Genomic DNA, 14,272 nt, shown 5'->3' with positions numbered 1-14,272 from the left:
TTTGGTGCGGTTTGCCACACAATTTCATTCAACTCAAATGGATATAGCGACAATTTTGTTTTTAAGGTGACGCTCATTAGACCGTCAGTTATATTAGCTGTATCGAAAATGAGAGCGACGTGAACTGCAGTGCTTAACAACGGATTTGAAAAGTGGCTTGGGATAAGCCGCACGGATGAAAGCTACCGAGAGAGCTTATTTGTCTTCTCAGCTTTGACGGTATTGTCTGCCATATTGGGATTGCTTGCTCTATACAATATCTTCTATATCCCTAGCCTTCTGTTGGCGGCGATTGAGATAACGGGTTTGGGATTGTGCTTGATGGCTTATTTCTGGTTGTGGCGCAATCGAAGTGTCAAAATTGCCGCAACCATTATGGTCTCGGTCATGACATCGGTGAGTTTGTTATTTATTGTCAGCTCAGGGCACAACGAGTTTGCGCTGGCCTTTGCTTTTTTAACACCGGTTGTTGCCGTGTTTGTATTGGGTTACAAAATAGGGTCCGCATACAGCTTGGTCAACTTTGCGGTTGTCGCATACATTTGCTTAATTGATATGCATAACTGGCCACCAATTCCTTTTGACACGATCAGTTTTATTCATCTGAGCATCGTGTACTTGTTTCTATTCTCGATAGCCTATTTTTATGACTCTGGCCGACGAAAAACCATGGCTTTGCTTCGGGAATCGAATCGACAATTGCAAATTCTGTCGCACACCGACATGTTAACGCAGCTGTTTAATCGTCGCCATATGGAGGCTTTGCTCCTTGAGCCGAAAAAGGTGCGTTGGGTAGCCATCATCGACGTGGACGATTTTAAGCGCATCAATGATGATTATGGCCATGACGTTGGCGATCAAGTTTTAGTCCAAACTGCCCGTATTTTAGAGCAGCAGATCGACTCCGTAGGTCAAGTCGGTCGATGGGGTGGTGAAGAGTTTTTGATCGCATTTGAAGTGGAGGATTGCGCGCTGGTTGAGCGTTACGTGCGGGCAATTCATGCTGCGGTAGAGGGCAATGATTTTGGTTTAGGGCACCCAGTAACGATCAGTTGTGGATTAGCACTCCATCAGGATACGAGTCAAACAGCAACGTTTCGTCGTGCTGATGAAGCGCTCTATCAAGCCAAAACGTCAGGCAAAAACTGTTATCGTTTTGCGGAATAGGTTTACATTTCGCCGAACATATGGGGTGAAATCACAACACATGACTGACCCGATCAAGCCAATCGGGTATGTGGTTGCGATACCAAGTGATGTATTTTTCTTTATCGGAGTTGTCGCGGCTGACTAGAATGTTTACGCCAGTCAGATGTGGAGCGGCGGTTTGATAAAGGTTGATTTCCACTTCAGAAGCGCCACGTTTTCGGATGCACTCGACGCCGTCAATCATCTCAATAGAGACTCTGGCTGCACCCATTCGAGATAAATCTTGATTGCTCATAGGTATCCTTATTGTCGCGCTGGATATCGCTCTCTGTCATATTGAGTGATAAGCGAATATAACAGATTTTTTTAACGTAAGCGGGTGCTAATTTTTCAATAGGTACGATTGCGATTGAAGGGGGGGGCTTGCACATGAATATTGTTATGGTCGGCATTCGCGGTACAATTGCGAACTCAACACGACGGGCAATAAACCATGCTATTTAACAACAATATCGACGATATGCTGCGCTATTTGGAGCGTTTCTGCAAGGAAACGCAGATGATTGAAGTGGACAGTGTCTCGGATGAACAACTCAATTTAGCGCTTGATTTTCTAACGCTCTCCCATAAGCTCCGGTGTGATATTTACGCGACCAGTAACCGCAGTTGTTCACACTTTGTTGGTGTCGGCGTGTTTGCTCTCTCACAAGAACGCGCACCGCAAGGCAATTTGTTCCTCAAGGTTGAGAGTAATAACCTCTACCTTGCTTTTGAACTTGAAGACTGTAACGACGAGACGCTCTTAACGCCGTTGCGAGTGATTGATGCCTTGATGTACCTGGCCGAAAGTCAGGGAGAGGCTCTGCTTCCTGAAGACTACGTCAAGTAGCGACCTTTCCATGATTGCCGTTCTCTAGCTTGAGCGGTTTTCGCTCTTAAAATTAGGCTAGCTGTTGTGAGTCTCTCGATAAGTTTTTGGTAGATGCTCAGCTAAAAAGTCCATCAGTACACGAATTTTCTTATTGTGTTGAACGTCTCGGTGACACGCTAGGTATAAGGGGAGTTTGGGGATGTCGATGCCAACCTTGATCTCTTGCAAGCCGAACGCTTCACACAAGTGTTTATGCGAGACCACAATACCGCCGTGATTTCGGGCTAATTCAAGGTGCATTGGCATAAAATCGGTGCGAAAGAGAAATTGTTCATTGCGGATTTGCCAACCCAACTCTTGCCCACCTTTCTCAAATTGTCGATCTCGGTCGTAGCCGATAATTCGGTGTTGAAACAGCGCTGGAGCGGTATCTGGCGCGCCATTGACACGCAAATAGTCGCTGCTTGCGAAAAAGCCTAAAGGGATGTCAAACAGACGTCGACAGATTAAATCTTGCTGTGTGGGTGGAAACATTCTAATCGCCACGTCCGCATCACGCTTATCCAGACTGCTGACTTGATTACTGACTTCCACTTCGAGTGACACTTCTGGGTAGGAATCCATGAAAAGAGGCAAAATCTTAGGCAGATAATGCAGCGCAATCAGTTCGTTTGCCGCCAGTCGAATTCGACCATTGAGTGATGTTGCTTGCCCTGCCGCAAGACGCGCTAAACGCTCTGCGCTCGCCTGCATGTTACGGCATTCTTCCAATAAGCTTTCGCCAAATCCAGTCAGTGTTAGGCCTTGCGTGCTGCGATCGAATAGGGGTTGTCCAAGGCGCTTTTCCATAAGCTGCAATTGCCTGCTCAAGGTGGGCTGAGAGACGTCTAACCAGACTGCAGCTTGGCTAAGACTGCCGTGTTCGGCGATCGCCAGAAAGTAGTGCCACCATTGCCAATTGCTATTCATTTTTGCATATCCACTAGTAGTTAATACGGCTTCATTATTCTCAGGTGAATCTTAGAATAGTGTTATCGACTGGAGGGAACAAGATGAAAACTGCACTGATTTTAGGAATATCTGGTAATTTTGGCGCGCAGATGGCGATGGCCTTGCATGAGGAAAACTGGCAAATACGAGCGTTAGTCCGAGATAAATCGAAAGCGCCAAATTGGGTCTCGTCAGAGAATGTTTGGGTGGGTGATGCCAGTGATGAGAAGGCTGTTGAGCAAGCGGCGGCTGGCGTTGATTTGATTGTTTACGGCGTTAATCCCACTTATGACCGTTGGCCACAAGATGCGCTTAGGCTGCTAGAACCATCGGTTCGTGTTGCGGAAAAGCGCAGTCTGCGCTTGCTGTTTCCTGGCAACGTATACAATTTCGCCCCCAGTTCTGAGCCAATCACAGAGGATGCCTCGATGTCTCCTGTTACTGAGAAAGGCGTTATCCGCGTGAACATGGAGCAAAGGCTTCGTTTAGCGAGTCAGCAAGGAGCAAGTATTACCATTGTGCGGGCTGGGGATTACATCGGGCCAAAGACACAGCTCGGCTGGCTCGATGCCATCTTAAAGCAAAAACAGGATAGCGCTACGATGCAGTTTCCTCATGATGAGCAGCACGTGCATTTCTGGTGTTATCTTCCTGACTTTTGCGCAAATACTGCGAAGCTGATGTTGCTCCCACAATCGCGTTTTGAAGTCTGGCATGACGAAGGATTAACACTGAGTCAAGAGGATTGGCAGCAGGCTTTTCTCGCCAATGGTCAGTTGCTCAAAACAACGCGCTTTTCTTGGTGGTTGCTAAAAGCCATTGGCCTGTTTAAGCCGGTAATTGGCGAAGTGGTTAAGATGCGATATTTGTGGCAACAACCGGTTATTCTGAGTGGCAAAAAGATGAGAAAGGCGCTTGGTGAGAATTTCCAGTCTACACCGCTTTCCGAGATATTACTTACGCTACAAACGGGGTAATAGGCACAAACTGTATTCACTTACCACGTCATAAGTAGGCTTTCACAGCGTAATCAAAAAGCCCACGGAAAAGCGCCAGCGTTTCCGTGGGAGGAAAGGGGAGAAAGGCAGTGGGAGCCGAATTACAACTTATCTGCCGAGACCGTTTTAATGGTCGGCCAGTTGTTGTCGGCATCTTGAATGAAGCCTTGGGTATCTTCTAACCAGCGTTTCTGGACGCTTTTATCAAGATTTAAATAGAGTTTTCCATCTTCCACTTTCCACGCTTGTGGGTCTGTTTCAAACTTCTTACCCATTGCTACGCCAAATGCACAGTAGCCACCGTATTGCGGTGCATACGCTTGTGGATCGGCTTTAAACTGATCTCGGTTTTCACTACTCGCGAAATGGTAAATGGCATTTTTGTATGTCGCGGTAAATTGTGGTTTACCCTGAACAGCGCCTTCTTCGGTGAAGTAAGCGACAGGGTCATAGCCTTTAATGGCAAGATCGTTCGCGTCTACGCTCATGTCGATGTCTGCCGCCATCAGTGAAAAGCTAGTGCCAAGCAACGCTGTCATCAGCGTCAATTTTTTTCCGGTCGATTTGGTGTGAGACATAACAAGCTCCTTGTCTGTATGAGTTATCTCTGATGAATAAATTAGCCGACCTCTCCGGTCTGTAGAGGGACTAAAAACCGAAAAACTGCGCGAATCGTCCGGAGGTTACATGGATTTGCTTTCTCAGTTGATGGAACACTTTTCAATACGCACAGGCGTGTTTCATTCGGGGCGTCTGTGCGGCATCTCCTCATTTAAAGATCGCAGTATTAATCAGGGCCATTTGCATGTATTGAACGCGGGTCACTTAAAACTGGTTAACGGCGAGGGGAAAGCCCAGCTCTTTACCCAGCCTTGTGTCATTTATCTGCCGAATAGTGCCCCCCACACGATTGAAGCGGCTGGAGAAGGTGTAGAGTTGGTCTGCGCCAATGTGGAGTATCGAGCGGGGAAAATGAACCCCTTGTTGTCTGCGTTACCGGAGTTGATCGTTATTCCCTTTGAGTCTGCGCCGAGTTTAACGTCGGTTGTCAATATGCTGTTTACAGAGTCAGACAGCGCGAGCGTAGGTCAGCAGTTTTTAATGGATACATTGAGCGATACACTGATGGCGCTGATCTTCCGCTATCTTATTGAGGCACAAAAAATAGAACGAGGGCTGTTTTCCGCATTGGCGCATCCGCGTCTAGAGCCGGTCGTGAGTGCAGTGCATCAGCTTCCTGCTCGTCATTTTCAAATTGCAGAGATGGCTGCATTAGCCGCGATGTCTCGCAGTCAGTTTACGGAGACATTTAAACAAGCGGTTGGAGAGACGCCAGGGGAGTACGTTCAGAAATGGCGAATCTCGGTGGCTCAGTCCTTGCTGCTACAAAGTAAGCCTCTCAACTGGGTGGCCGATGAAGTGGGGTACAGTAGCTACTCGGGTTTTGCGCGAGCGTTTCAGCAGGTTTGTGGTGTGTCGCCCAGACAATGGTTACAAGACAGAGCGGGCTAGTGTGCTTGCTTTTTGGGATGGGGGCTTTCTGCTATATTTGGCGAGTTGCGCTGTGCTTTATTCCATTTCGGCTCGCAGGGTTATGTTACTGCTAAAGTTTGATCAATGGAAAACTACGCCATTTAAACGTTTACTTTGAGTGAGTGGCATGAAAAAGGTGGACTTTGCGAAAGCGTTGTTCCATCCTGCCGCTCCTAATTCATTCAACCTAATCAATGAGACGAAGTGCCTGCTGAACATTTAATCAGCCTCCCGTATCTCATTAAGTAGTAAGGAGTTCAACTTGAACCTATTTGTAAGAGATCTTACCGTTATCGATTCTTCATACATCTGTGAAACCAGAGGGGTCGTAGGAGATAGTTGGATTTTAGACGTCACCATGTCTGGTGAACTTAATGAGATGAGTATGGTGCTGGATTTTGGTCGCGTTAAAAAGCAGATCAAGCATCTGGTGGACGAATTTGTCGATCACCGTCTGCTTGTGCCGATGCAAAGCACAGCCATTGTGTACCAACCAAGCAAAGCGGGCTATGCAACGCTCGATGTACTGCGCGGAGAGAAAAGCCTTCACCTTCATTGCCCAAATGAAGCCTACTGCTTGATTGACTCTGACAAGATTACAATCGAGAGCATTACCAAGCATGTGTATGAGATCCTTCGTGACAACCTACCAAGCAACGTGACTGGTATCGAGATTACTCTACGCCATGAGAATATCGACGGGGCGTTTTATCACTATACCCATGGTCTGAAAAAGCACGATGGTAACTGCCAGCGTATTGCCCACGGTCACCGCTCGCCAGTAGAAATTTTGGTGGATGGTCAACGTGACAGTGAGCGAGAAGCGGCGTTTGCCCAGCGTTGGGAAGACATCTATTTAGGTTCAGAAGAGGACGTAGTGACGCTGGATGCGCTGAATCTAAGTGATAACGCCAGCGCCATTACTGATGAGAGTCATTATGGTTTTCGCTATACCGCGCCTCAAGGCGAGTTTGAGTTAGCCATTGCGAAGAGCGAAACCGAGATTCTGCCGACAGATACAACCGTTGAACTGCTTGCAGGCTATATCGCTGATCAGGTAAAACCGACTTTAGACGCCGGGCAATCTTTGCAAATCATCGCTTATGAAGGTGTTGGTAAAGGTGCAATGGCTTTTCGTTAAGTTCTATTGATTGATACAAAAAATACTGAAAAGGGTAAGTGATTCGTCACTTACCCTTTTTTAATCAAGATAGTCAGGCGTGTTGAGATAGGTACCGCACTTGGTACATTTGTAATCACCACTTGCTGCTCCTTCCATTAACGCACTGGCGATAGCGTAAAACAAGCCGGACAAAAAGCCTCGGGTCGCGGTTTCATTGGCAGGTTGCTCTTGACTAAACGCATGGTATTTATGCTGAGTGACTGTCTTACAGTTGCAGCAAAAAGCGCCCATATCATCTGGGCCATAAGAGTACTTCAAAGTCTTTTTTCCAAGAGCTAACTAGCGAAGGGAATATAAGGTGACATGTTTCTCTGCCACATCATTGTTAGGTAAGGTTGTCATTGATGGTCTTCTTACCACACTTTTCGCAGATGCTATGCCGTGAGAAGTCATCCATTGTCGCTTCAAATGCGCCCACTGCAGAGCTCTTAATAAAGCCGCTGAAAAAGTCTTTGATTTTATTTGCTTTGGGCTCATCTCGGACGAGTACCACAACGTGATTGGTGCTCATATCACAGTGCGAGCAATATTGCGTTTCATTATTTGTCAGCATTCGGCATCCAACTTTATTACCTTGATTTATACGTAAGCTAGCAAATAATTGCTGAGCTTATATTAAGTAAGGTCACAGCTACGAGGAAACTTGTTGTGGCTTTCTATCAATATTAGATGGCCATATGCTGCGCCAAAAAGTCATACACTAAACGGACTCTTTTACTGGTGTGCAGTTCGCGGTGACTCACCAGCCACGCATCGATTTCAAAAGGGTTGAAGTGTTCTTTAAACGCGATGCGTAAATCTGGATGGGCGCGAGCAATGTGCTCGGGTAAGAGGATGAGCGTTCGCGTATGTAGAGCCAACTGCCATTGAACCAATTGATTGTTGCACACTAGAGTAAATGGATTGTGTTTGAGTTGCCAGTTCGAGTGTTTGAGGTGTTGAGTTAGATGGTCAGTGTAATCAAAGCCGATGATCTGGACGTTAGCGACCTCGTTCGGTGACTTACCTTCAAAGCTGTTGACCACTTCTTTGCGCCCATAAAGGTACACGGTCTCCCGGCCGATTTTTTTGGCAATCAGATCAAGGTCGGTGGGCCTTTGATAGCGCAGGGCGATATCCGCTTCTCGACGTTTCAAATCACTGACTTGATTGGAGACGATCAATTCGATATCGATGTTTGGCGCTAACTCGTTGAGTTGACTCACTAACGGCGGAAAGCGAAAAAAAGCATCGAGCTCGGTAAGAGAAATGCTCACTTTGCCTGCGATGCTTTCATCTTGGCCAAGGGCCGTCAGTAACAGTTGGTTGGCGGACTCGGCCATGTGACTCACATGCTGATAGAGTTTTTGGCCACTGTCGGTAAGTACCAGTTTCTTGCCTACTCGCTCGAACAGCGTGAGTTTTAGCTCGTGCTCAAAGGCCGCAATTTGGCGCCCAAGCGTTGGCTGACTCATATTGAGCGCTCGTCCAGCTGCTGAGAATGACCCTTCCTCGGCAACCACAAGAAAGGCGCGAGCATGATTCCAATCAAACTGAATGTGTTTCCAATCCATGATTCGTTTCTAATCCATTCAATAATGAATGATTGTTATACACTATTGATGGATTTCCAAACAATTTTGAATTGTTACACTGGCTGCTCATCCAATAAGTGAAGGAAATGGCGATGAAAGTGGTGGTTTTAGGCGCAACGGGCGCAACGGGACGTTTGGTTGTCGCACAGTTATTGGACTCTGGGTGTCAAGTGACTGCGTTGGTGAGAAACTTAAGTGTGTTAGAGGCGCATGCACATCTTCAACAGGTTGAGGAAACTGCTTTATCAATGGAGAGTGAACAGCTTGAGTCCTTGCTTGCCGACAGTGATGCGCTTGTCTGTTGTTTAGGTCATAACCTGACGTTGCAAGGCGTGTATGGCGCACCCCGAATGCTTGTTCGAGACAGCTTGCAGAGAGTGGCGTCTTTACTCTCAGTCAAGAGAGAGCAACCGCTTAAGATCGCATTGATGAGCTCGACGGGCGTTCGCAATGCTTTGTTAAAAGAGTCTATTCCACCGCTAGAACGATCGATGAATGTCTTGCTGCGTTGGCTGCTCCCTCCTCATCGCGACAATGAGCGTGCAGCGAAGTTTCTACAACGTCAAGGAAGTGGCCATCACGCTCTCCAATGGGTGATGGTGCGCCCAGACACGTTAATTGATAGGGGCGAGGTTAGCGAATACTCATGGCACTCTAGCCCAACACGGAGTGCATTGTTTAACGCAGGGGATACGAGTCGAATTAATGTTGCTCACGCGCTATGCCAGTTGGTGTTGGACGACTCACTGTGGCAACAGTGGCAGTCTAAAACGCCAGTCATCTATAACATCGAGTGATACACCATTTTCGTTGCTCAATGTTCGGACGATTGTCATTAAGGGGTGCAAGTAAATATTTGAAAATTAGGCAATCGTTTTAGGTAGTGGGTTTTCCTTGTCTATACTTGTTAGAGCGTCTTTTCGGTCACTAACTCAAGGAAGAACATACACATGATTCATCGGCTGATTACATTATTAGCGTTGGTGGTGAGCCTCAACGCATACAGTATACCCACCCCACAAGGTGAGCCCATTTTGTGGGTCAACGGCAATCTGAGCCAACTCAATACAGTTGATGGCGTTGTGTTTGATGAGCAAATGCTGCAAGCGCTAGATATCCAAAGTATCACGACAAGCAATCATGTTGTCAGCCAAGTGGTGGAGTATCGTGGCCCAACGATCAAGAGTTTGCTCGATTATGTGGGTGCAAAAGGCACACATGTTCGTATTACTGCGTGGGATGATTATGTAGTGAGGATAGCCGTCAGCGATATTGAAAAATACGGCGTCCTACTGGCAACCCATGAAGCGGGAAACAAGATGACGCTGGATGATAAAGGCCCATTATTCGTCGTGTTTCCATTTAGTGAATACCCTGAATTGAGAAACGACTTCTATTACAGCTTATCGGCTTGGCAAGTGAAGGAAGTGTTTGTTGAATAGCACACGGGTAAGTCAACACCGACATGTTCGGCGAATTGTTATGGTTGCGATCGGGGCGCTGTGTTTTGCGCTCATTTTATTGATTGTGAATTTCTTTTCATCATTAATCGAAATCCGCAACATTTCTCCACAGCCTTACGTCACCATCGTGAATAACAATATGTCCGCCAAAAACAAGGTGCTGCTGTTAAAAGCAGAGTTGCAGCGTTTTGAACTGGCGCCATCGGTTCAATCGTTACGAAGTTTGCAGATAAAAGCGAGGATTTATAAATCCAGTATACTGCAAGATTTTAACTCTAGGCGCACATTTGATGTCCATGAGCGATATGGTGACGTTTCCATACTTAAAAAAATCACTTCCCAGCTAGAAGTGTCGACTGCGTTGATTCAACAGGTAACGCTAGACAACAGTCAGCCCCTTAACATTGCTTCTCAAAAAGTGGATGATATATATGTGATGCTCAACAGCTATCTCTCCGACTTCATCTCTCAAGTTCAAAAAGACCAGTTGCAGTTTAATCAGCACAAAGAAGATATCTACAAGGGACAGTTTTTCAATTTGGGTATTATTTTGCTGTGTACCATTGCGATGATATTGATTGTTTCATGGTTGTACTTTAGTCAGACCAAGCTTAGTCGAGACTTAACTGAGCGGACGTTAAAACTGGAAGAGGCAAGACAGCTTGCTGAACAAAGTGCGGTAGCGAAAGCGCGATTTTTAGCCAATATGTCCCATGAGATGCGTACCCCTCTGAATGCGATCATCGGGTTGAGCCAGAAAGAGCATTATCTCGCGAGTGAAGAACAAGTAAAAAACTATGCGTCGTTAATTAACCGTTCTGGTCAGCACTTATTGAAATTGATCAACAGTGTGTTGGATCTCAGTAAAATAGAGCAAGGAAATGTCACCTTGCACGAGGAGCGCTTCTACTGTAGCGAACTCATCGATTCCGCCAAGACTGTCTTTGTGGAGGCGGGTAAAGAGGATGTGGATGTGTTTTTTTCCCATCAATTAGCGGCTGACTATTTGCTTGTGGCCGATAAAACTAAGTTGCTGCAAGTGATCACAAACCTTGGCTACAACTCGTTGAAGTTTACCCATCATGGCCATGTTGAAGTCAATCTCACGCTGGATTCTCAATTACAAAGCTTGATTCTGACCGTCTCCGATACCGGTATAGGTATGAGCGAAGCGCAACTTGGACAGGTCTTTAATGAGTTTACCCAAGCGGACGATTCTATTTCTCGTCTTTACGGGGGAACCGGATTGGGTTTATCGATTAGCCAATCGTTAATTGAACTAATGGGAGGCAAAATCGACGTTGAGAGTGAGCTTGAGAAAGGGACAACCTTTACCGTCCGAGTTCCTGTGATGTTAATGGAGCAAAAGCCGAAAGTCCCCAACGCTGCTACAGGGCAAAAAGTGCGAGTTCAGGCTTCCAACGAATTTGCTGAGCGCCTTATCAAGCGTGAGTTAATCAATGCGGACTTATATGATGAGGACGCGGAGGTGACGCTCACTTATCTTTCAGGCAGAGAAGCGCTACCGAATGAGGCGCTGAATCAACATCATATTGTGTTGTGCAACGCGACAATGGCCCTTGACCAAGATGATGTGTTCAGAGTGAGCAAACCCTACGACTTTTTCTCTGTCGCGAATGCCATAGGTTCAATGGCTATGGGAGCAGAGCGAGTTCCCGACACCGATTCGCAGTCATTTCCCAACTCCTTGCGTGTGCTGGTGGTTGAGGATATGGAAATTAACCAGATCGTCGCGCAGAAGATGTTATCACTACTGAATGTGGACGCGACCATTGTCAATAATGGCCAAGAGTGTCTCGACTGTCTGCAAAACCAAGAATTTGATGTGATTTTCATGGACATTCAAATGCCCGTTATGGATGGGTTGGAAACGCTTAAGCAGATCACGCGCCATCAACTCGCGCCAAACTCAGCCATTATTGCACTCACCGCTAATACCTTTGATAGTGATGTGAACGCGTACTTGAGTGCAGGATTTGATGATGTGTTGGCGAAACCCTTTCAACTGGAGTGGATGCGTGAAATGCTCGAAAAATATGCATAAAAGCTGTTGAACCGCCGTTTATTGTGTGCTCTACTCTCGCCCCCAATTTTATTGTCTATACAAGGAGTTGCAGTGCGTAGAGTAAATGTGGTTGGCACCAGTGGAAGTGGTAAATCGACGTTTAGTGCCGAGCTTGCGAAAGTGCTGGGTTGTCAGCATATCGAAATGGATACTCTTTTCTGGCTACCGAATTGGCAAGAGTCTAGCGATGAGGTGTTTTTCTCAAATATTGAACGTGCGTTAGACTGCCCTAGTTGGGTATTGGATGGCAATTACAATCGTACTCGTGAGACCAAATGGAGAGATGTTGATACGGTGATCTGGATTGACTACTCCTTCGCTCGAACTTTGCTTCAAGCGGTAAAGCGGGCGATTCACCGAGTGTGGACAGGTCAAGAGCTTTGGCCAAATACGGGCAATAGAGAGACATTTCAAAAATCGTTTTGTAGCAAAGACTCCATTATTGCCTGGACAATAAGAACGTATCATTCAAACCGAGAGCGTTACTTAGACGACATGCGCAACCCTGACTATCAACACATCCACTTTATTCGGCTTGGTAGTCCGAAAGAGTGCCAAGCTTTTCTGTCGCAAATCGCACAGCCTTCTTGCCCCCAATAGCTGATCAAAAAAGCCCGCGACTGTGTCGCGGGCTTTGTCTTATAAAGCTCAAATTACACTGTAAATCGGTCAACCAATTCGTATAGCTCGTTAGCTCTTTGGTTGAGCTCTTGGCTGCCTGCACGGTTCTCGTTCGCCAGTTCGGCAGACTGTGCACTTTGGTCTGAAATTACCACAATACGCTGTGAAATCTCCTGACCCACTAAGCTTTGCTCTTCGGTTGCCGTTGCGATCAGGGAGTTCATGTCCATGATGGTGCCAATCGACTCTTGAATCTGAATCAATGCTCTAGCGGCAGCATTGGCTTCTTCAACAGTACTCGCGCCACGTTTCTGGCTTGATTCCATGGCTTTTACTGCATCGTCAGAAGCGGCTTTTAACTGCTCGATCATTTTATGGATCTCACCCGTACTGTCTTGAGTGCGGCTCGCGAGTTTACGGACTTCATCGGCAACGACAGCAAAGCCTCGGCCTTGCTCCCCTGCACGCGCTGCCTCGATTGCGGCGTTCAGTGCTAACAGGTTGGTTTGTTCGGCAATATCTTGAATAACCTCAAGAGAAGATGAAATGTTTTGTACATCGCCTTCTAAGCGAGAAATAACCCCACTAGCCTGCGAGACTTCCTCTGCTAGCGCTTCCACCGATTGAGCCGCAGAGTTAACAATATTTTGCGCGTCTTTGGCATTATCGTCGGCTTCTTTTGCTGAATCAGCTGCTTGGCTCGCGTTGTTTGAAATCTCGGTTGCTGTAGTGGTCATCTCTGTCATTGCTGTGGCAACTTGCTCTGTCTCTTCACGTTGACCTGTAGCAAGCTCATCCACTTTTGCTGCACGCTGAGACATGTTGGTTGTTTCTGACACGACTTGTTGGCCAACATCACTCACGCTACGAATGATGTTTTGAAGGCTAGCAACAAAGGCGTTGAAGTTTTTGCTGAGTTGGGCGAATTCAGGCGCCTTAAAATCTTCCATTCGTGCTGTCAGGTCTGCTTCACCACTTGCAAACGAACGGATCGAATCGTCAAACATTTCCAACGGTTTAAGGACCGTGCGGTTAACGGTCACAGCGAACATTGCAACACCAACTGCGATGACCAAACAAAAAATAGCAATAGCACTTAAGGTTGATGAAAGAGCACTGTGAGCCGTATCCTCCATTTCTTTTAAGATGACTTCTATATCGTCAGTGTAAAAACCTGTTCCGAGCATCAAGTCCCATTCGGGAATATAAATCGAATAACTGAGCTTAGGAAGGGAAACAGTTTCACCCTGCTTAGGAAAGTAGTAAGTGGTAAACTCACCGGTTTTCGCGTTGCGGATCAGGTCCTGAATGAGATAGTTCCCTTGTGTATCTTGGAGTGTCCAGTAGTTATTACCAATCCCCGGTGCTTTTTGTCCTTGCACCATTCGTGTTCCTTTCGAATCGTAGCCGAAAACATAGCCAGTTTTACCATACTCTAGCGTTTTCAATGTCTCATAGGCTTCCTCGAATGAAGCTCCTCTGTCGAGGTAAGGTTGAATCGCTGACTTTGCCATTTGCAGATAGTTTTTCAGCTCAGCCTTTTTCATGTTCATCATGTTTTGGCGAGTAATTTCGACCTGTTGGTCATTTAGCTCATTGGTTTTGATATAGGTAAAACTGAGCATGCCCGAAGCAATAACGAGCAGTGGCACAAGCGCTAAAATGTAGAGGCGGCTTTTGATTGTAAGACTCATACAAACATCCTGATTCCGTGATGCCTTAACACAGTAATTGTCGTTAAGTGTTGTTAAAGTAGTTGTTGTTCTAGGTTTAATTGTAGTCAATCTTAAGTTTATCATTCATA

16 protein-coding genes are annotated in these 14,272 nt (G+C 46.4%); 9 read left to right on the top strand and 7 right to left on the bottom strand.

The annotated features are described in order from the left end of the window. The first annotated feature begins 129 nt into the window (after positions 1–129). Entirely contained in the window at positions 130–1,167 is a 1,038-nt protein-coding gene (locus tag OH458_RS08145) for a GGDEF domain-containing protein (protein ID WP_269977930.1), read from the top strand. Positions 1,168–1,198: 31 nt separating this feature from the next. Here OH458_RS08145 and OH458_RS22140 read toward each other — a convergent pair whose 3' ends face one another. Beyond that, positions 1,199–1,444 carry a hypothetical protein gene (locus OH458_RS22140; protein ID WP_443088502.1) on the bottom strand — a complete coding sequence of 82 codons (246 nt, stop codon included), beginning with the start codon at positions 1,442–1,444 and terminating at the stop codon, positions 1,199–1,201. Positions 1,445–1,642: 198 nt separating this feature from the next. Here OH458_RS22140 and OH458_RS08135 point away from each other — a divergent pair, with 198 nt between their 5' ends. Further along, a complete protein-coding gene (locus tag OH458_RS08135; RefSeq protein ID WP_269977929.1) occupies positions 1,643–2,038 on the top strand; it encodes a hypothetical protein in 396 nt (131 codons plus the stop codon). Positions 2,039–2,095: 57 nt separating this feature from the next. Here OH458_RS08135 and OH458_RS08130 read toward each other — a convergent pair whose 3' ends face one another. After that, positions 2,096–2,989, bottom strand: coding sequence for a LysR family transcriptional regulator (locus tag OH458_RS08130; RefSeq protein ID WP_269977928.1), 894 nt, complete (start codon positions 2,987–2,989; stop codon positions 2,096–2,098). 83 nt (positions 2,990–3,072) lie between these two features. Between OH458_RS08130 and OH458_RS08125 the strand changes: the two genes are divergently transcribed. Further along, positions 3,073–3,987 carry an NAD(P)H-binding protein gene (locus OH458_RS08125; RefSeq protein ID WP_269977927.1) on the top strand — a complete coding sequence of 305 codons (915 nt, stop codon included), beginning with the start codon at positions 3,073–3,075 and terminating at the stop codon, positions 3,985–3,987. A gap of 122 nt (positions 3,988–4,109) precedes the next feature. Here the strand turns inward: OH458_RS08125 and OH458_RS08120 are convergent, their stop codons facing one another. Then, positions 4,110–4,586 carry a YHS domain-containing (seleno)protein gene (locus tag OH458_RS08120; protein ID WP_269977926.1) on the bottom strand — a complete coding sequence of 159 codons (477 nt, stop codon included), beginning with the start codon at positions 4,584–4,586 and terminating at the stop codon, positions 4,110–4,112. Positions 4,587–4,695: 109 nt separating this feature from the next. Here OH458_RS08120 and OH458_RS08115 point away from each other — a divergent pair, with 109 nt between their 5' ends. Beyond that, positions 4,696–5,520 carry an AraC family transcriptional regulator gene (locus OH458_RS08115; protein WP_269977925.1) on the top strand — a complete coding sequence of 275 codons (825 nt, stop codon included), beginning with the start codon at positions 4,696–4,698 and terminating at the stop codon, positions 5,518–5,520. A 283-nt stretch (positions 5,521–5,803) separates the two neighbouring features. Next, positions 5,804–6,682, top strand: coding sequence for a 6-pyruvoyl trahydropterin synthase family protein (locus OH458_RS08110; RefSeq protein ID WP_269977924.1), 879 nt, complete (start codon positions 5,804–5,806; stop codon positions 6,680–6,682). Positions 6,683–6,742: 60 nt separating this feature from the next. Here the strand turns inward: OH458_RS08110 and OH458_RS08105 are convergent, their stop codons facing one another. The 3 genes from OH458_RS08105 to OH458_RS08095 all read right to left on the bottom strand — a co-directional run bounded on the left by OH458_RS08105 (position 6,743) and on the right by OH458_RS08095 (position 8,277). Further along, entirely contained in the window at positions 6,743–6,955 is a 213-nt protein-coding gene (locus OH458_RS08105) for a hypothetical protein (RefSeq protein WP_038212745.1), read from the bottom strand. A 94-nt stretch (positions 6,956–7,049) separates the two neighbouring features. Then, positions 7,050–7,277 carry a hypothetical protein gene (locus tag OH458_RS08100; RefSeq protein ID WP_269977923.1) on the bottom strand — a complete coding sequence of 76 codons (228 nt, stop codon included), beginning with the start codon at positions 7,275–7,277 and terminating at the stop codon, positions 7,050–7,052. Positions 7,278–7,389: 112 nt separating this feature from the next. Continuing rightward, a complete protein-coding gene (locus tag OH458_RS08095; protein ID WP_269977922.1) occupies positions 7,390–8,277 on the bottom strand; it encodes a LysR family transcriptional regulator in 888 nt (295 codons plus the stop codon). Between the two features lie 113 nt (positions 8,278–8,390). Between OH458_RS08095 and OH458_RS08090 the strand changes: the two genes are divergently transcribed. The 4 genes from OH458_RS08090 to OH458_RS08075 all read left to right on the top strand — a co-directional run bounded on the left by OH458_RS08090 (position 8,391) and on the right by OH458_RS08075 (position 12,447). Further along, positions 8,391–9,095 carry an NAD(P)-dependent oxidoreductase gene (locus tag OH458_RS08090; protein WP_269977921.1) on the top strand — a complete coding sequence of 235 codons (705 nt, stop codon included), beginning with the start codon at positions 8,391–8,393 and terminating at the stop codon, positions 9,093–9,095. A gap of 153 nt (positions 9,096–9,248) precedes the next feature. After that, a complete protein-coding gene (locus OH458_RS08085) occupies positions 9,249–9,740 on the top strand; it encodes a hypothetical protein (protein WP_269977920.1) in 492 nt (163 codons plus the stop codon). Between the two features lie 40 nt (positions 9,741–9,780). Further along, on the top strand, positions 9,781–11,826 hold the full coding sequence (locus tag OH458_RS08080; RefSeq protein WP_269977919.1) for an ATP-binding protein: 2,046 nt from the start codon (positions 9,781–9,783) through the stop codon (positions 11,824–11,826). A 72-nt stretch (positions 11,827–11,898) separates the two neighbouring features. Beyond that, positions 11,899–12,447 (top strand): AAA family ATPase, encoded by a 549-nt coding sequence (locus OH458_RS08075; RefSeq protein ID WP_269977918.1) that lies wholly within the window; start codon positions 11,899–11,901, stop codon positions 12,445–12,447. A gap of 53 nt (positions 12,448–12,500) precedes the next feature. On the opposite strand, the gene OH458_RS08070 is transcribed toward OH458_RS08075, so the two are convergent. Continuing rightward, on the bottom strand, positions 12,501–14,162 hold the full coding sequence (locus tag OH458_RS08070; RefSeq protein ID WP_269977917.1) for a methyl-accepting chemotaxis protein: 1,662 nt from the start codon (positions 14,160–14,162) through the stop codon (positions 12,501–12,503). Between the last annotated feature and the right edge of the window lie 110 nt (positions 14,163–14,272).

Origin of the sequence: Vibrio sp. MarTm2 (assembly GCF_027587055.1) — a bacterium.
Taxonomy (GTDB): Bacteria; Pseudomonadota; Gammaproteobacteria; order Enterobacterales; family Vibrionaceae; genus Vibrio; species Vibrio sinaloensis_D.
Note: the sequence above shows the minus strand (reverse complement) of the source record. Positions and strands in the feature narration are given on the sequence as shown.